We start from the raw sequence: 16,025 nt of genomic DNA, 5'->3' as shown, positions 1-16,025 counted from the left end.
GTGCATACGTTCACTCCAATCGTCAGACTTCGCTATAAAACCCCATGTCGGCCCTCACCCCCAGTTGCTTCATGAACGCCGCCGGATCGAACCCCTCGTGCTCGAACTGCTGTTGCACCAACTGAACCGCCGCGGCAATCGCGTCGGCGCTGGCCCACTCGATATAGTTGATCACGTTGAACTCGCCGGCGCCGCCGGTCTGACTCAGCACCCGGCGCCGCAGGCAACCCGGCACCTTCTCGAGTATGGTGTGCACGCGTTTTATCTGGGCAATGACCTCGGGCAGCGCCTCGGCGGGCACGACGAATTTATCAACACGAAACACCGGGGCGGCGGGATCGGAAGCAGATGCATTGGGCATGGCGTGAAACCCTCATGAAGAACGCGCTCTCGCGCTGGTTGAAAGTCTCGCGCATAATAAAACCTCAAGTTAACTTGAGGTCAAGGGGATTTGCGATGACGTTCAAACCTGCCCAGGCGGCGCTCGAACAAGCCGGCTTTCCTGCCGCGCTGCCGGTTGGCGAGCTCGCGCGCCGCAGCGGCGTATCGGTGTCCACGCTGCATTTCTACGAGACGAAAGGGCTAATCAGCAGCCACCGAACGGCGGGTAACCAGCGCCGCTACGCGCGCGACGTACTGCGGCGCGTGGCATTCATTCGCGTGGCGCAACGCGTGGGCATTGCACTGGCCGACATCCAGGCGGCCCTGGCCACCCTGCCCGCCAATGCCGCGCCCAGCCGGGCCGACTGGGCGCGCCTGTCCCGCGGATGGCGCGCCGCCCTGAACGAGCGCATCGAACAAATGGAGAAACTGCGAGACACCCTCGACGACTGCATTGGCTGCGGCTGTTTGTCGATCGACCGATGCCGGTTGCGCAACCCGCTGGACCGGCTCGGCGCGCAGGGCTCGGGGCCCCGACGCCTGTGGGTCACGCACCAGGGCGAGGCGGGCAAGCGCCCGACATAGCACCGGCGTGGGCCCGCGCCAGCCCCGACGAAACCGATCCGGCCGGCCACAGGTCTGGCCCCTCGTTCGTGGGTGAGCGCAGTTGGCGATTTTCGCCGGTCGTGCCGGACTTTCTATAGTTCATCTTCAGACCGGACGCGAACCGGAAGCCTGCAGCCTGGGGGCGATCACGCTGTTTCAGCAAGTATCGAAATAGCGCTGAATCGCCCGAAAATCGCTGGTTTTGGTCAGCGCCAGCATCAGCAGGATGCGGGCCTTTTGCGGGTTGAGCGAGTTCGCTGCGATAGTCTGCAACGCTTCGTCTTCGGACAGCGGCGTCACCGTGCCGTCGCCTACGCGGCTCGCTCTCACCACGCGCACACCATGCTCCAGCGCCTCGCGCGCGCCGGCACGCGCCGCAGTCGACAAACTACCGTTGCCGGTCCCCGCCAGCACGATGCCGCGCGCACCGGCCGCGATGGCCGACTGATAGAAATGCGTGCGCGCACTTTGGTGGTCGTAAATGATGTCCACGAGCGGCAGGTCGTCGATCTGCCCGGCCGAAAAATCGGTAGCCGTCGTGTGCAAGAGCAGCGGCGCACAAAGGAAGCGGACCACGCCGGCGCTGACTTCGCCAAGCGTTCCATACTCCGCCGCGCGGAACGCATCGGTGCCGGTCGTATGCCGTTTCGCCGCATTGCGTGCAGCGACGATGCGGTCATTGAGCAGCACCAGCACACCCTTGTCGCGCGCCGCCGGAGAGGTTGCCACCAGCACCGCGTTATAGAGATTGAGCGGCCCGTCGGCGCTCAGCGCCGAAGCCGGCCGCATGGCCCCGACCACCACCACGGGCTTGTTCGACTTGATAACGAGGTTGAGAAAGTAGGCCGTTTCCTCCAGCGTGTCGGTGCCATGCGTGATCACCACGCCATCGATCCCGGGGTCGTCAAGCGCCGCATTCACCCGCCGGGCGATGTTCAGCAGCATCGCATTATCGATATCGTGACTGGGGATATTCAGCACCTGTTCGCTGGAAATCGTTGCAATCTCCCCGAGTTGCGGCACGGCGCTCAGCACCTCGCCGACGGTGGCGGTCACGTCGTAGTCGTGCAGTTGCGTGGCGCTGCCGCCGGAGGATGCGATCGTGCCTCCGGTTCCGAGCACCGCGATGCGCGGCAGGTCCGCGTGATGCTTCGCCTCGTCGGCAACCGGCCGCGCCCCCTGAGAAACATTGGAAGAGCTGTGTGCTTTCATGATCGTGTGGTCCCTCGATATCAATCCAGACGCAAAAAGGCGCTCATTATGCCACCGCACTTTTTTGCGCTTTCCTCAGCCGGCGTCAAGGAATAAGCCGCGGCAACGCACACCCGGGCCAACCAATCATTCGACGGACCGCGAGCGGCCAATATGATGCGCGCTCATTCCTGCGCCTGCTGCGCGCCGATCACTCGCGACAAAAACGTTCGGGTGCGTTCGTGCCGAGGCCGCGCCAGCACTTCGGCCGGCGGGCCCTGTTCGAGGATGACGCCGTCGGCCATGAAGGCCACGCGATCGCACACGTCCCGCGCAAAGGCAATCTCGTGGGTGACCACGATCATCGTCATGCCGTCGTCGGCAAGTCCGCGCATGACCGCGAGCACTTCGTCGACCAGTTCCGGATCGAGCGCCGAGGTCGGCTCGTCGAACAGCATCAGCTTGGGCCGCATGGCCAGCGCCCGGGCGATCGCCACGCGCTGCTGCTGCCCGCCCGACAAATGACCGGGATAGGCCTGCGCCTTGGCCGCAAGCCCAACCCGTTCGAGCAGCGCCATGGCGCGCTCCACCGCCTGCGCACGGGGTTCTCGCTTGACCTGCAGCGGCGCCTCGATCACATTTTGCAGCACCGTCAGGTGCGGAAATAAATTGAAGCGCTGGAACACCATGCCGATCTGCGCGCGCTGCTGGCATACGTCACGCTCCGGCATCTCATACAGGCGGCCGCCGCGCTCGCGGTAACCGACGAGCTGGCCATCGACATAAATGCGGCCCGCGTCGATTCGCTCCAAATGATTGATGCAGCGCAGGAGCGTGCTCTTGCCCGAGCCGGACGCACCGATGAGGGCCAGCACTTCGCCGGCCGCCACCTCGAGATCGACGCCTTTGATCACCTCTTCGTGTCCATAGCGCTTGCGCACGCGCTGCACTGTCACCATCGGTTGGGGCAGCGTCGCCGGCGAAGCGTCGGGAGCATTTTGGCTAGGCATGGACGGCATGGCTTGCGCGGCCCAGACGCCGCTCCAGGAAGAACTGCGCGACGCTGGTCACGGTGGTGAGCACCAGATACCAGAACGTGGCGACCAGCATCAACTCGATGGTGCGCAGGTTCGCCGACGAAATATTCTGGGCCTGCGTGAGCAGATCGCCGCCGGCAATCACCGACACCAGCGAGGTTGCCTTGAGCAGCGAAATGAACTGGTTGGCCGCCGGAGGGATGATCACGCGCAATGCCTGGGGCAGGATGATGCGGCGCATGGCCATCATGCGCGACATGCCCAGCGCCTGCGCCGCGCTATGCTGCCCCTGGTCGACGCTGATGATGCCGGCGCGCACCACCTCCGACATGTAAGCCGCTTCGTTCAGGCCCAGCGCGACCACCGAGGCCACGAACGGCGTGAGGATCGCATTCGTGCTGAACGGCCCGATATGCTCGAACAGCAGCGCCAGATTGCCCCACAGCAGAATCTGCACCAGCAGCGGCGTGCCGCGCAGCAGCCATGAGTAGAAGCCGCTGCTCAGCCGCAGCACCGGGCTGGGCGACAGGCGCATCACCGCCAGCACGGTACCCAGCAGCACCCCGATGACCTCGGCGAGCAGCGCCAGTTCGACGGTCACCGCAAGGCCCGTCAGGATCGCCGGCGCGAACTGATACCTGGCGATCGCCGCATGATCGATCTTCGGATTGGTGCCGATCGACCATGCCAGCCACGCCAGCATCGCAAACACCAGCACGCTGCTCGCGCGGCGCCATGGATGGCGCAGCGGCACCACCCGCAGCGCATCGTCGGCATGCCCGCCGGTTTGCATGCCACCGGCCGTCGAGGCGGGGCGCCTTGCCTGCTTCATCGGATCAACCCCTGCCCGGCATCGCCCCGGCTACTACATCGCAAGATTATGCCCGCCGTTGATGGTGGCCGATTTCACCGCACCGCCCTCGACACCGTACTTCTTCAGGATGCTCAGGTAGGTGCCGTTCTTGATCAGGGTGTCGAGCCCCTTTTGCAGCGCATCGCGCAGGGCCGCGTCGGACTTCGCCACGCCGATGCCGAGCGGCACGGGTTGATACTCCTGTCCCTGCACCACGTCGAAAACCTTGCCCCCGCCCGCCGTCTTGGCCAGATAAACCATCACCGGCGAATTACCGAAAAAGGTGGCCACGTGGCCGGTTTGCACCTGCAGGCGCGCATCGGACGGCTGCGCATACTGCAAATTGGTGATCAGCGGTTTGCCGTGCGCCTTGCATTGGGCGTTGGCTTGATCCACCAGCTGCACCTGGGTCGAGCCCTGCACCGTCGACACGGTCTTGCCGCACAGGCTCGCCAGGTCCGTCACGTGATCGGGATTGCCTTTTCTGACCAGCAGCTTGGTGCCCAAATTGAAGAAATCGACAAAATCGAGACGCTGCTCGCGCTCGGGCGTATCGTTCATCACGGTAAACGTGATGTCGATGCGCTTGGCCTCCATGGCCGGCAGCAGGCCGCTGAACGGAATCGCCGTCAGTTCGATGGGCCGCCCGACCTGCTTGCTCAGGGCGGCTGCCAGATCGACGATGACCCCTTGCAAGGTCGTGCCGTCCGACGCATACGACACCATCGGCGGGCTGTTGGTGATGGTGCCGGCCTTGATCGGCTCGGTCGCGCCGGCAATGCCGGCACTCAGGGCGCTCGCGCCCAGCAGCGCGGGCAGCAGCCAAACAAGCGGGAAACGACGCAGGGGGCTCATCCAGTCTCCTTGATATTTCGTTGTTTTGTACTGGAAGCGATTCTCGCATCGCGGGGGGGTGGGGTCAATGCGAGGGCCTTCGCGCCGGCAGGGACAGGCGGCGCGGCGGCGAGTCGACAGCGGTGAAGGTCCGATGATCTGGCGCCCGCAGCGCCGCCGCGCCCAGCCGCAGGCGCCGCATGCGCTAGTTCGTTGGCACGGTCTGGCACTTGCGATATGCCGCCGGTGTGACACCGACGTGCTTGGTGAAGCTCCGTCGCAGCGTGTCGACGCTCGCAAAGCCGCACTTGGCGGCGACCTGTTTCGGCGTGTCGTGTCCTTCCTCGAGCAGTGAGCGAGCAGCTGCGATGCGCGCAGCCTCGACCCATGCCGCGGGGGTCATGCCGACCTCGGCGTGAAACAACCGCGCAAAGTGCCGAGGGCTCAGGCCGGCATGCTGCGCCAGACTGGCGACCGTATGCACCAATTCCGGGTGGGCGGCAACCCAGCGCTGGACCTCCTGCAGCACCGAGCGGCCAGCCGGTCGCGTCTGCCCCTTGCGGCTGAATTGCAGTTGCCCGCCGGGCCGCTTGAAGAACATCACCAATTGAGCGGCGACGCGTCTGGCGAGCTCGCGCCCCAAGTCTTCCTCGACCAGGGCCAACGCCAGATCGAGTCCCGCCGTTACACCTGCGGCCGTGCGCAGTTTGCCATCGCGCACATAGAGCGCATCCTCGTCGATGGTGACCGACGGATAGGCGCGGGCCAAGGCCTCGGCCGCCGCCCAATGAGTGGTGACACGGCGCCCATCGAGCAACCCCGTGGCCGCCAGCACGAAGGCGCCCGTACAGACCGAGCCATAACGGCGGGCACGCCTGGCGCTTGCCCGCAGCCAGGCCAGCGCGCCGACCGGCAATGCGAGCCGTTCGGCGTTGGGCGCGCCAGCCACCAGCACCGTGTCGAAATGCTGATCGCACTGACCCGCTATCGCGTCTGGCAGCAGCCGCACGCCGGACGAACTGCGGATCGGCCCCGACTCACAGGCAATGACCCGCAATTCGTAATAGGTCTGGCATGCCTCGATGTTCGCTTGAGAAAACACGTCCAGCGGCCCGGACACGTCCAGTAGCTGGACGCCCGGCAATGCCAGGATCGCGACGGTTTTTGCCATTTCCCGGGAAGCCCCCAAGCCCTTTCGAGCGACTGATGATTTGGCAGTATAGGCCGCATGACGGATTTTCATGCCATTCGGGAACGGCGCGCGAAAAGCGGGCCGCTTGCCGCCGCGCGCTACGCCGACCACGCCGACGAGCGAATAACGCTGCAGAAATTTCCAGCGTGGAAATGCGGATCCTTGTCAGCCAGCACATCCGCCTTGACGTTGCCGAAGGTCGTTTCCGGCTTGTGCTTGATCCCGTCGTAGAAGGCCTGAATGATGTCCTCTTTGAAGTGCGGCGGGCGCGGATGTGCGCGCACCACCGCCTCGCGCTCGGCATCGCTGTATTCCTGATACGCCAAACCCAGGACATCCATTTCGACCCCCGCGGTCACCAAAGCGACCACGGGATGCATGTGCTGCGGAATGCCCGGCGTGGTGTGCAGCGCGATCGCGGTCCACACCGTATCGATGTCCTGCTGATGAATGCGGTGGCGTTGCAGGAAATCCCGGGCGGCGTTCGCGCCGTCCACTTCGAAGCGCTCGCATGCGCTGCTGTGCCGATGTGTCAGCCCCATATCGTGGAACATGCACCCGCAATAGAGCAACTCCGGGTCGAATCTCAGGCCGCGACGCAAGCCGGCCAGCGCGGCGAAGTAATACACGCGGCTGGAGTGATGAAACAACAGGGGCGAGGCGGTATCTCTGACGAGTTCGGTAATCTCGCGGGCCAGTTGGCTATCGGGGACGGCAATCCCGGCAACGTTCAAAGTCATGATGGACCTCCATGGAAAACAGGTTTCATTTTCCGCAGGGGGAAGCCCGTCTTCAATCAACGTAATACGACAAAATCTGCCATTTCACGTGATTGTCGGACGCAGCGCGCGGATTATCGAACTCGTCGCCGTCATCGAGCCGGTCCACAGGCGAATGGTCGTGTGAACCTGCCGGCCCGGCCGTCTTGTCCTCACCGATGAATAGTCCGGCGATGAATATTTGAAACCACGGGAATGCCGCCATTATTAGCCGCTTGCAGCGCGGTCCTCCCCGAATGCTCCCACCACAAACTCGATAAAAGTTTGCAGCTTGGCGGTCGGTCGGCGGTCGGCAGGGTAGACGACGTGCATCGGACGTGAAGGGAGCTCGTAGTCGGGCAAGAGACGAATCAGGCGGCCGGCGGCAATCTCGTCTTCGACCAGCACCTCGGGCTGCATGATGATGCCCAGGCCGGCGACGGCGGCGGTGCGCAATGCATGACCATGGTTGACATTGAGGCGTCCCCGTACACGGACATGTTCGGTCTGGCCCGACTTGCGCAGGCGCCACGTGTCTTTTTTGTGCCAGTAGGCAAAGCCCAGGCAATTGTGGCCGGCGAGATCTTGCGCCGTGCGCGGCGTGCCGCTCTCGCTCAGATAGGCAGGGGAGGCACACAGCCACATACGATAGGGCTTCAGGGCGCGGGCAACCAGACTCGAGTCAGGTAAGGCGCCGATGCGAATGGCGGCTTCGTAGCCTTCTTCGATGAGATCGACGGCGCGATCGGTCAGCGCCAGATCGACACTGACCTCAGGGTAGCGCCGCAAGTAATCGGCCAGCGCGGGCGCCAGGCGCTGGCTGCCGAACGAGACCGGCGCGTGGATCTTGAGCACCCCGCGTGGCGCTGCGCGCAGATCTTCGGCGCAAGCGTCGGCTGCGTCGGCGTCGGCCAGCAGTTGCTTGCAGCGATCATAGTAGAGACGCCCGACTTCGGTCAGCGACTGTTGCCGCGTCGTGCGATTGATCAGCTTGGCTCCGACCCGCGCCTCCAGGGTGCGGATGTGCTTGCCGACCATCGTCGCCGAGATGCCGAACACGTCGGCGGCGGCCGTGAAGCTGCGCTTGTCGGCGACGCAAATAAACACTGCCATGCTGACGAAGCGATCAAGCATTAACAACTCCCGGTTTCAAGTGATCCAACTGCCAGCCAGTTTATCAATCGCCACACCCTGACGATACTGGAACTGTGTACCGGGTTTGGACTGCCCGAGCTTCCTCGTCCCAACGCAAGATCACTTCCAGGAGCTTTTATGTGTGCCCCAAATCCTTTACGTCGCCGCGGTCTCGAATTACTCGCGCAATTGCATGGCGGGCATGCCGGCGAGGCAATGGTTGCAGAAATGCGCGATGTCTGCCCAGCCTTTGCCGATATGACGATTGACTGGGCCATCGGTTCGATCATGGACCGGCCCGGCCTCGATCTGGTTACGCGAGAACTGATCCTGGTCGCCTCGTGCGTGACACTCGGTTACGCGACACCTCAACTGCGGGCGCACGTCGAAGCAGCGCTGCAGATCGGCGCGACGCGCGAACAGGTCGTCGAGACGGTGCTGCAGCTCACGTTCTACGCTGGCGGGCCAGCGGTGCGCAACGCGCTGATCGTACTCAAGGAGGTTTTCTCACAGACGACATGAGCTTCGGCTAAAGCGGCCTCGACACGCGCCAGGCCGTCGTCGGTCGTCGCCCCGGGGCGGCACCGGCAACCATCGGCAAATTGCGCTACGATCTGCCATTCGCCGCGAGCCGACGATATTCCGAACAAGATGATTCGCATAGCGATGCTTTTGCGCGTCACGATGCGGCACCGCACCATCGAGCGTTTTTCATGGCACAGCCTGTACAGTCTGAGATCCATTTCCACGGCGGCGGACGCCTGACCGTCCTGCAAGGCGCCGCCCTTTACATCGGCGCGGTGCTCGGCACGGGCGTCATCGCATTGCCCGCGCTGGCGGCACAAGCCGCCGGGCCGGCATCGCTGCTGGCCTGGCTTGCGCTGGTGTTGCTGTCGGTGCCGCTGGCCGCGACCTTCGCGGCGCTCGGCTCGCGCTATCCCGATGCCGGCGGAGTCTCCACTTACGTGCGCCGCGCCTTCGGCCCGCGCGCAGCGGCAGTCGTCGGCTGGTGTTTCTTTTTCGCGATTCCGGCGGGTGCACCTGCCGCAGCGACCTTTGCCGGCGCGTATGTGGCGGCCGCCATCGGCGGCGGCACGCATACCGTGATCGTCACAGCGGCGGCGATGATCGCGCTGGTGGTGCTGATCAATGCGTTCGGCGTCACCATCTCGGGCAAGCTGCAACTGCTGCTGGCGGCGCTGCTGGTGGCCCTGCTGCTAGCGGCGGTGCTCTTCTCGGCGCCGCACGCCGATCCTCGCAACCTGCATCCGTTCGCACCGCACGGCTGGCTGGCGGTCGGCTCAGCGGCCGCCTTGCTGGTCTGGAGCTTCGCCGGATGGGAAGCGATCACGCACCTGGCCGCCGAATTCCAGCAGCCGGCACGCGACATGCCGCGCGCGGCCGCTATCGCGGTGGTGGTGGTCGGGCTGCTCTATCTGGCGGTGGCCGGTGCCACGATCCTGGTATTGGGCAGCGCGGCGGGCACGACGCGCGCGCCGTTGGCCGAGTTGCTGGCGATTGGCGTCGGCGGCAGGGTTCAGGTACTGGCGGCGGCCGCCGCGCTGCTGCTCACGCTCGGCACCATGAATGCGTATTTTGCCGGGGCCGCCAAGCTGGGCGCGGCGCTCGGTCGCGATGGCGCGCTGCCGGCGTGGCTGGCCGAGGGCAGTAGCGCCGGCGAAGTGCCGCGCCGCAGCCTGGCGGTGATCGCCTGTCTGTCGATCGGAGCGCTCGCGGCGACGGCGCTGGCCAACGTCGGCGCCAAACCGTTGGTCTTGCTGACCACCGGCTCGTTCGTCACGGTCTACGCGCTCGGCACGGCCGCCGCATTGCGTCTGCTCGAGCGTGGCAGCTGGGCGCATCGCTGCGCGCTGGTGGCGCTGGTGGCCGACGCGGCCCTGCTGATCATGACAGGCTGGTACCTGATCTGGCCGGTGATCGTCACGCTGTGTGCACTGCTCTATCAGCGCCTGCAGCACGTGCGCTCGGGGAGGAGCCCCGCCGCATGAACGCTCCTTTGTCGGCCAGACGCATCCACTGGTTGCCGTATATCGTTGCGGCGACATTTTTCATGGAGTACCTCGACACCACGGTGATCGCCACCGCCTTGCCGCAGATGGCTCGCTCGTTCGGCGTCGGCCCGAATGCGCTCAGCCTGGGCATGACCGCCTATATGCTTGCCCTGGCGATTTTCATCCCGATCAGCGGCTGGGTGGCCGATCGCTATGGCTCGCGCACGGTGTTTGCCGCCGCGATCGTGGGATTCACGCTTTCCTCGGTGCTGTGCGGGATGTCGAACAGCGTGCTGCAATTCACCGCGGCCCGCGTGCTGCAGGGCATCGGCGGGGCGATGATGGTGCCGGTCGGGCGCCTCGTCGTCGTGCGCATTACCGACAAGAGTCGCTTGATGCAGGCCATCGCGACCATTACCTGGCCGGGTATCGTCGCCCCGGTGGTGGGCCCGCCGATTGGCGGATTCATCACCACCTACGCGTCGTGGCGCTGGATCTTCCTGCTCAACGTACCGTTCGGACTGGCCGCGCTGGCCGCCGTGGTCGCGCTGGTGCCGAATCTGCACGGCTCCCAGCGCAAACCGCTCGATCTTATCGGCTTGCTGCTGAGCGGCACCTCGCTGACCGCCATTCTGTATGGCGCCGAGCTGGCGAGCCAACCGGCCACCGACCCGTGGGTGGCGGCAGGCTGCGTGGGCGCCGGCGTGGCGCTCGGCGCGCTGGCGTTGCGCTATGCGGCGCGCCAACGCCATCCGCTGATCGATTTCACTACTCTGAGAATTCCGACGTTTTCCGTAACGGTGGTCACCGGGTCGATCACCCGCATCGGCATCGGCGCGATCCCGTATCTGATGCCGCTGCTGTTCCAGATCGGCTTCGGACTCTCGGCCTTCAAGTCGGGCTTGCTGCTGCTGGCCAGCGCCTTGGGCAATCTCAGCATGAAGGCGCTCACGACCGCCATCCTGCAGCGCTTCGGCTTTCGTCGGGTGTGCATCGTCGACGTGGTGGTGGCCGCGGCATCGATCGTGGCCTGCGGCATGCTCACGCCGCACTCGCCCCTGGCGTGGGTGCTGGTAGTCATCTTTGTTTACGGTCTGGCGCGCTCGATGCAGTTTTCGACCCTCGCCACGCTCGCCTATGCCGATGTCGACGCCGAGCGAATGAGCGCCGCCAGCACGCTCTGGAGTGCCGCCGCGCAAATGACGATCGGGCTGGGCATCGCTTTCGGTGCTGTCGCGCTGCGCGTGGCGGCGGCCTTGAACCAGGAGGACGGCGTACACAGCGGCCTGCATTTTTCGTTGGCCGACTTCCGGCTGGCGTTTCTGTTTGCCGGCCTGCTCACGCTGGCCTCCCTGGCCGGCTATCTGCGCATGGCGCACGATGCCGGTCAAAGCGTGGGCGGCGGCTCGCGCCGGCGCGGCGCGTCATAGCCGCCCCCTCGGAAACCCCTGCAGCCGGCCGTGCGCGGTGCGATAATCGCGACTTTACTGGCGCCATTCCCCCCCGATCGCTATGTCGTCGCCCGTCCCCAAGGCCTTGCTGGTCCCGTTGATCGTTGCGTGCGCACTGTTCATGGAGAGCGTCGACGCCAACGTGATCGTCACGGCCCTGCCGGCAATGGCGCGGGACTTCGGGCGCGACCCCGTCTCGCTCAAGATCGCCGTGACCAGCTATGTGGTCGGGCTGGGCGTGTTCATTCCGATTTGCGGCTGGGTCGCCGACCGCTTCGGCGCCCGCACCGTGTTTCGCACTGCGATCGGTATCTTCGTGCTGGGCTCCCTGCTGTGCGCCGCGTCGAATTCACTGTTCACCTTTACGCTGGCGCGCTTCGTGCAGGGTATCGGCGGCGCGATGATGGTGCCGGTCGGACGCATCATCATTTTCCGCGCAGTGCCCAAATCCGAATTCATCCGCGCGATGAACTACCTGAGCGTGCCGGCCCTGCTGGGCCCGGCAGTGGGGCCGCTGTTGGGCGGCTTCATCACCACCTACCTGCACTGGCGCCTGATCTTTTTCATCAACGTGCCGATCGGCATTGGCGGCATTTACCTGACCAACCGGCATATCGCCAATCTGCAGGAACCCCACCCGGGACCGATCGACTGGTTTGGCTTTATGCTCTCGGCCGGCGGCGGCGCCCTCTTTCTGCTGGGTCTGTCGCTGGTCGGCGGCGAACTCGCCTCGGGCCGCACCGCGCTGCTGACGTGGCTGCTCGGCACCGGGCTGCTGGTCGTGTATTGGTTCTACGCCAACCGCGTCAAACTGCCGGTGCTCGATTTGCGGTTCCTGCGCATCCCGACGTTTCAGGCCAGCGTGCTGGGCGGCTCGCTGTTTCGCATGGGGCTGGGTGCCGTGCCGTTCCTGCTGCCGCTCACGCTGCAAGAGGGGCTCGGCATGACGGCCTTTCGCTCGGGGCTGATCACTTGCGCGTCCGCCTTTGGCGGCATGTTCATGAAGACCATCGCCTCGCCGCTGCTGCGCCGTTACGGCTTTCGCTCGGTCCTGACGATCAACGCGGCATTCTCCGGCATCGCCATCGCCGCCTGCGGCCTGTTTTTCCCCGGCACGCCGCATTGGGCGATCTGGTGCGTGGTGCTGCTCGGCGGCTTTTTCCCGGCACTGCAATTCACCAGCCTGAACTCGCTCGCCTATGCCGACATCGAGAGCCGCGATGTCGGACGGGCCACCAGCCTGGCCAGCGTGATCCAGCAAATTTCGCTGGGGCTGGGGGTGACCATTGCCGGCATCGCCGTACAGGCCAGCAGCGTGCTGCAGGGGCATGAGACGGCGCGCTGGTCGGATTTCTGGCCGGCGTTCCTGCTGGTCGGGCTGTTCTCGTTCGGCTCGATCCCGGTGACCTCGCGCCTGCCGGCCAACGCCGGCGACGAAATCGCGCGCGGCACCAACGCACCGTCGGTCAGCGGCGGACATTAGCGCCTGCCCGCGCTAGTCGAGCACCCAGTCGAATGCGCGGCGCAGTTCGGCCGCGCCATGACCTTCATACCAGCGGCCGTGCGCCAAAATGATGCGCTCGGGATCCCACGCGATCATTTGCTCGACGGCCGCGCGCAGTTGCCGCTTATGCTTCGCGAACGTCATGCGCATATCGCGCGGCATGCGCCCGTCGGGATCGAGCACGCCGCCCACGCGCATAAGCCAGCGCATGAGACCCGAGCCGACCTTGGCCGGCTCGAAGTTCTCGATCAAGTCGGTCAGCACCAGCGTGCGGCTCGCCCGGTGGAAAAATTCGACTTCAGTCATATAACCGCCAACCACCGGCAGCGTCGCCAGTTCGGTGTCCCACGGATAGCCGTCGACGCGCTCGAGCGGCAGGCACTCGAAAGCGATGTGTGCGCCGGCCTGCTCGCGCGCACGTGGCGCCAAATATACGCTGGCCGCGGGAAAGGCGGCGTGCCAGTCCGGTATCCACCAGTAATGGATGCGATTGGGGCCGACGATCCAGCGCGGGCTGCCGAGTTGCCCGACGGCTGCCTGCAGTTCGGGCGTCAGTGCGGTCGGCGAATGAATGAACAGGTCGCCGCCGGCCAGCCGGATCACCGTCATGCGGGTCGGAAACGGCACTTTGAGACCGGCGATCCCAAAGCGGATCGCCGGGCCGTCGACAATCCACAGATGCTCCGCGATCGGCTTGAGGGTATTGAGCGGCGAGTAGGTTACCAAGGCGTCGCTGGACATCGAATGACTCCTTTTCCGGGCCGCGGCCTCGGATCCGACTGGCAATGCGCGCTCACCGGGAGCGCAGCGCCAAGGTCAAAGCGCCGGCGCCCACCAGCACCGCACCGCCGGCGTAGCCGATCTGGCGTTGCGCGGCGGCGCCGCTCAGCCCGCTGGCCAAACGCCGCGCCAGCAAGCCGAACACGGCGGCGTTGAGCGCGGCCAGCATGACGAAAGTCACCAGGAAAACGACGGCCTGCATCAAAAAGGAGCCTTCGGGCGAGATGAACTGCGGCACAAAGGCCACGAAAAAAACGATGCTCTTGGGGTTGAGCGACGTCACCGCCCAGGCCGCGACGAAACGCTGCGACGGCGACTTTTCGACGGCGGCAAGCGGGGCTCGGTGCGCGTGGCGAGCGCCCCATATCGATTTGAGCCCCAAATAAACCAGATAGCAGCCGCCAACGATCTTCAGCGCGGTAAAGGCATTGGCCGACGCCGCCAGCAAGGCGCCCGCGCCGCCCAGTGACAGGCTCATTGCGGTCAAGTCGCCCGCGGCCACGCCGGCCACCGTGCTCCACGACGAACGGCCGCGGTTGGCCAGTGAATCGCCGATCACCAGCAGAATCGTCGGCCCGGGAATCATCAATAGAATGAGGCTTGCACCCGCGAATGCGAGCCAAGTGTGCATGGTCATGGGAGCCTTTTGGTGGGGTGGATAAAGCAATAGTCATCCATATTCGGGCCAGGCAGTCAAGCGTGACGCTCGCCTCACGCTCACGACGGCTGCCGCACCAGCGCATTGCGCTCGATTTTCCACGACGCCACCAGCGCTCCGGCGAGCTCGACGCAGCCGCCGCCGCGAAAAGCCAGCGCGTAGCCCGCCGGCCAGCCATGCACTCCCGCGGCCTGCATCATGTGCGCCGCAGCGACGGCGCCCAGCACCGCCACGCCCAGCGTCGCGCCCACCATTCGCGCAGTGTTGATCAGGCCGGCGGCCGTGCCGGTGCGCTCCGCCGGCACGCTGCTCACGGCAACCGACATCACCGGACCGGTGTTAAGCCCCAGGCCGATGCCCGGCAGCAGCAACAGGGCCATCAGCCCGGCCAGCGGCAACGCGCCGCCGGTCTCGCCTGCCGCCCAGCTCAAGGCCAGCAGGCCCGCTCCCATCAGGCTCATGCCCGCGCTCATCGTCGCGCGCGGCCCGAGCGCATGCGCGAGCGAGCCGACATAGCGGGACACGATCAGAAACGACAGCGACATCGGCAGCATCGCCAGCCCGGCCTCGAGGGCACTCAAGCCGTAACTCGACTGCAGCAGCAGCGGCAACAGGAAAATCAGGCCATACATGCCGAACGTCATGGCCGCGGCAATCACCATCGCGGCGGAGAACGACGCATTGCGAAACAAGGCCAGCGGCATCAGCCCGTCGCCGCAGCGAATCTGCCAGCCGATGAAGGCGGGCGTGGCCAGCCCGGCCACGGCAATCGCCGCGCGCATGATGAGCGCGTGCGGGCCCGTCACGGGCCATTGAATCACTGCGAAGGCCAGCGCCGCGAGGGCCGCCGCGGCAAGGATCTGCCCCGGCAGGTCGAGCTTGCGTTGCGGCGCGCCGCGGGTGGCCGGCACGTACAGCCCGGCCATCCACCCCGCGAGGCCGGCCAACGGCAGGATCAGCGCGAAGATGCTGCGCCAGCCGGCACTGTCGACCAGCATGCCGCCGATGGTCGGACCGAGCGCGAAGGCCAGGCCGTTGCAGCCGGCCCACACGCCAATGGCCTGCGAGCGGGCTTTGGCTTCCGGGTAGGTGTCGGCCAGAATCGCCAGCGAGTTGGGCAGCATCACCGCCGCGCCGAGGCCGGCCACCACGCGCCCGACGAGCAACCAGCCGATCGCGGGCGCCAGCCCGCACATCGCCGAGCCGAGCGCGAACAGCGCCACGCCGGCGAGAAACAGCCGGCGTCGCCCGAACAGGTCGCCGAGCGCGCCGCCGCTGAGCAGCAGCGTGGCATACGCAAGGTTGTAGGCGTCGATGACCCACTGCAGTTGCGACAGCGAAGCATGCAGGTCCTGGCCGATTTGCCGCGCGGCCAGATTGACGACCGAGGTGTCGATCTGTGCCATCAGCACGCCCAGGCACATGGTGATCAGTATCGCGCGGCGACGGCGCGCGATCATTTGCGTGGCGGGCGCGGAAGCAAGGTTGGAGGGGGAAATCATGGTTCGGGCTCTCGAAATCGATATGAGCCAGTGTGCGACGCGCGGGCCGCGCCGGGTTTCAGCGCCGGCTGAAGCATCGACGTTTCATTGCACGATGAATCGTCATGGCATACGCTGCGGCACAATAGACCT

At 65.6% G+C, this 16,025-nt stretch carries 17 protein-coding genes; 5 read left to right on the top strand and 12 right to left on the bottom strand.

What is annotated here, in order from left to right:
- Positions 1 to 22: 22 nt before the first annotated feature.
- Positions 23 to 361, bottom strand: coding sequence for an antibiotic biosynthesis monooxygenase (locus tag PATSB16_RS01430; protein ID WP_047216118.1), 339 nt, complete (start codon positions 359 to 361; stop codon positions 23 to 25).
- A gap of 95 nt (positions 362 to 456) precedes the next feature.
- Here PATSB16_RS01430 and soxR point away from each other — a divergent pair, with 95 nt between their 5' ends.
- Positions 457 to 966, top strand: coding sequence for a redox-sensitive transcriptional activator SoxR (gene soxR, locus PATSB16_RS01425; protein ID WP_047216117.1), 510 nt, complete (start codon positions 457 to 459; stop codon positions 964 to 966).
- A gap of 177 nt (positions 967 to 1,143) precedes the next feature.
- On the opposite strand, the gene PATSB16_RS01420 is transcribed toward soxR, so the two are convergent.
- From PATSB16_RS01420 to PATSB16_RS01385, 8 genes are all read right to left on the bottom strand, one after another.
- Entirely contained in the window at positions 1,144 to 2,199 is a 1,056-nt protein-coding gene (locus tag PATSB16_RS01420; protein WP_052892783.1) for an asparaginase, read from the bottom strand.
- A 164-nt stretch (positions 2,200 to 2,363) separates the two neighbouring features.
- Positions 2,364 to 3,188, bottom strand: coding sequence for an amino acid ABC transporter ATP-binding protein (locus PATSB16_RS01415; RefSeq protein ID WP_047216115.1), 825 nt, complete (start codon positions 3,186 to 3,188; stop codon positions 2,364 to 2,366).
- On the bottom strand, positions 3,181 to 4,047 hold the full coding sequence (locus tag PATSB16_RS01410) for an amino acid ABC transporter permease (protein WP_237170274.1): 867 nt from the start codon (positions 4,045 to 4,047) through the stop codon (positions 3,181 to 3,183). Before PATSB16_RS01410 ends, PATSB16_RS01415 begins: the two co-directional genes overlap by 8 nt.
- Positions 4,048 to 4,080: 33 nt before the next feature.
- Positions 4,081 to 4,923, bottom strand: coding sequence for an ABC transporter substrate-binding protein (locus tag PATSB16_RS01405; protein WP_052892782.1), 843 nt, complete (start codon positions 4,921 to 4,923; stop codon positions 4,081 to 4,083).
- A gap of 184 nt (positions 4,924 to 5,107) precedes the next feature.
- Positions 5,108 to 6,073, bottom strand: a complete 966-nt coding sequence (locus PATSB16_RS01400; RefSeq protein ID WP_047216113.1) for a GlxA family transcriptional regulator — start codon at positions 6,071 to 6,073, stop codon at positions 5,108 to 5,110.
- A 119-nt stretch (positions 6,074 to 6,192) separates the two neighbouring features.
- Positions 6,193 to 6,834 (bottom strand): HD domain-containing protein, encoded by a 642-nt coding sequence (locus PATSB16_RS01395; protein ID WP_047216112.1) that lies wholly within the window; start codon positions 6,832 to 6,834, stop codon positions 6,193 to 6,195.
- A gap of 52 nt (positions 6,835 to 6,886) precedes the next feature.
- Positions 6,887 to 7,078, bottom strand: a complete 192-nt coding sequence (locus tag PATSB16_RS01390; protein ID WP_047216111.1) for a hypothetical protein — start codon at positions 7,076 to 7,078, stop codon at positions 6,887 to 6,889.
- A 2-nt stretch (positions 7,079 to 7,080) separates the two neighbouring features.
- A complete protein-coding gene (locus PATSB16_RS01385; protein ID WP_047216110.1) occupies positions 7,081 to 7,986 on the bottom strand; it encodes a LysR family transcriptional regulator in 906 nt (301 codons plus the stop codon).
- A gap of 138 nt (positions 7,987 to 8,124) precedes the next feature.
- On the opposite strand from PATSB16_RS01385, the gene PATSB16_RS01380 reads away from it, so the two are divergent.
- The 4 genes from PATSB16_RS01380 to PATSB16_RS01365 all read left to right on the top strand — a co-directional run bounded on the left by PATSB16_RS01380 (position 8,125) and on the right by PATSB16_RS01365 (position 12,932).
- Positions 8,125 to 8,508 carry a carboxymuconolactone decarboxylase family protein gene (locus tag PATSB16_RS01380; protein WP_047216109.1) on the top strand — a complete coding sequence of 128 codons (384 nt, stop codon included), beginning with the start codon at positions 8,125 to 8,127 and terminating at the stop codon, positions 8,506 to 8,508.
- A gap of 191 nt (positions 8,509 to 8,699) precedes the next feature.
- Complete coding sequence (locus PATSB16_RS01375; protein ID WP_047216841.1) at positions 8,700 to 9,995, top strand: APC family permease; 1,296 nt, start codon at positions 8,700 to 8,702, stop codon at positions 9,993 to 9,995.
- The gene (locus PATSB16_RS01370; RefSeq protein ID WP_047216108.1) at positions 9,992 to 11,428 is read left to right on the top strand and encodes a DHA2 family efflux MFS transporter permease subunit; all 1,437 of its coding nucleotides are present in this window, start codon (positions 9,992 to 9,994) and stop codon (positions 11,426 to 11,428) included. Before PATSB16_RS01375 ends, PATSB16_RS01370 begins: the two co-directional genes overlap by 4 nt.
- A gap of 82 nt (positions 11,429 to 11,510) precedes the next feature.
- Positions 11,511 to 12,932, top strand: a complete 1,422-nt coding sequence (locus PATSB16_RS01365) for an MFS transporter (RefSeq protein WP_047216107.1) — start codon at positions 11,511 to 11,513, stop codon at positions 12,930 to 12,932.
- Between the two features lie 12 nt (positions 12,933 to 12,944).
- On the opposite strand, the gene PATSB16_RS01360 is transcribed toward PATSB16_RS01365, so the two are convergent.
- From PATSB16_RS01360 to PATSB16_RS01350, 3 genes are all read right to left on the bottom strand, one after another.
- Positions 12,945 to 13,694 carry a DUF4336 domain-containing protein gene (locus PATSB16_RS01360; RefSeq protein WP_047216106.1) on the bottom strand — a complete coding sequence of 250 codons (750 nt, stop codon included), beginning with the start codon at positions 13,692 to 13,694 and terminating at the stop codon, positions 12,945 to 12,947.
- A 52-nt stretch (positions 13,695 to 13,746) separates the two neighbouring features.
- Positions 13,747 to 14,370, bottom strand: a complete 624-nt coding sequence (locus PATSB16_RS01355; RefSeq protein ID WP_047216105.1) for a LysE family translocator — start codon at positions 14,368 to 14,370, stop codon at positions 13,747 to 13,749.
- An 80-nt stretch (positions 14,371 to 14,450) separates the two neighbouring features.
- Entirely contained in the window at positions 14,451 to 15,893 is a 1,443-nt protein-coding gene (locus PATSB16_RS01350; protein ID WP_047216104.1) for an MFS transporter, read from the bottom strand.
- Between the last annotated feature and the right edge of the window lie 132 nt (positions 15,894 to 16,025).

The sequence above is a fragment of the Pandoraea thiooxydans genome (genome assembly GCF_001931675.1).
In the GTDB taxonomy this organism is placed as follows: domain Bacteria; phylum Pseudomonadota; class Gammaproteobacteria; order Burkholderiales; family Burkholderiaceae; genus Pandoraea; species Pandoraea thiooxydans.
Note: the sequence above shows the minus strand (reverse complement) of the source record. Positions and strands in the feature narration are given on the sequence as shown.

Coding starts and splice junctions, on each gene's coding strand:
- PATSB16_RS01430 (WP_047216118.1), bottom strand. CDS start 361: ATGCCCAATGCATCTGCTTCCGATCCCGCCGCCCCGGTGTTTCGTGTT.
- soxR (WP_047216117.1), top strand. CDS start 457: ATGACGTTCAAACCTGCCCAGGCGGCGCTCGAACAAGCCGGCTTTCCT.
- PATSB16_RS01420 (WP_052892783.1), bottom strand. CDS start 2,199: ATGAAAGCACACAGCTCTTCCAATGTTTCTCAGGGGGCGCGGCCGGTT.
- PATSB16_RS01415 (WP_047216115.1), bottom strand. CDS start 3,188: ATGCCTAGCCAAAATGCTCCCGACGCTTCGCCGGCGACGCTGCCCCAA.
- PATSB16_RS01410 (WP_237170274.1), bottom strand. CDS start 4,047: ATGAAGCAGGCAAGGCGCCCCGCCTCGACGGCCGGTGGCATGCAAACC.
- PATSB16_RS01405 (WP_052892782.1), bottom strand. CDS start 4,923: ATGAGCCCCCTGCGTCGTTTCCCGCTTGTTTGGCTGCTGCCCGCGCTG.
- PATSB16_RS01400 (WP_047216113.1), bottom strand. CDS start 6,073: ATGGCAAAAACCGTCGCGATCCTGGCATTGCCGGGCGTCCAGCTACTG.
- PATSB16_RS01395 (WP_047216112.1), bottom strand. CDS start 6,834: ATGACTTTGAACGTTGCCGGGATTGCCGTCCCCGATAGCCAACTGGCC.
- PATSB16_RS01390 (WP_047216111.1), bottom strand. CDS start 7,078: ATGGCGGCATTCCCGTGGTTTCAAATATTCATCGCCGGACTATTCATC.
- PATSB16_RS01385 (WP_047216110.1), bottom strand. CDS start 7,986: ATGCTTGATCGCTTCGTCAGCATGGCAGTGTTTATTTGCGTCGCCGAC.
- PATSB16_RS01380 (WP_047216109.1), top strand. CDS start 8,125: ATGTGTGCCCCAAATCCTTTACGTCGCCGCGGTCTCGAATTACTCGCG.
- PATSB16_RS01375 (WP_047216841.1), top strand. CDS start 8,700: ATGGCACAGCCTGTACAGTCTGAGATCCATTTCCACGGCGGCGGACGC.
- PATSB16_RS01370 (WP_047216108.1), top strand. CDS start 9,992: ATGAACGCTCCTTTGTCGGCCAGACGCATCCACTGGTTGCCGTATATC.
- PATSB16_RS01365 (WP_047216107.1), top strand. CDS start 11,511: ATGTCGTCGCCCGTCCCCAAGGCCTTGCTGGTCCCGTTGATCGTTGCG.
- PATSB16_RS01360 (WP_047216106.1), bottom strand. CDS start 13,694: ATGTCCAGCGACGCCTTGGTAACCTACTCGCCGCTCAATACCCTCAAG.
- PATSB16_RS01355 (WP_047216105.1), bottom strand. CDS start 14,370: ATGACCATGCACACTTGGCTCGCATTCGCGGGTGCAAGCCTCATTCTA.
- PATSB16_RS01350 (WP_047216104.1), bottom strand. CDS start 15,893: ATGATTTCCCCCTCCAACCTTGCTTCCGCGCCCGCCACGCAAATGATC.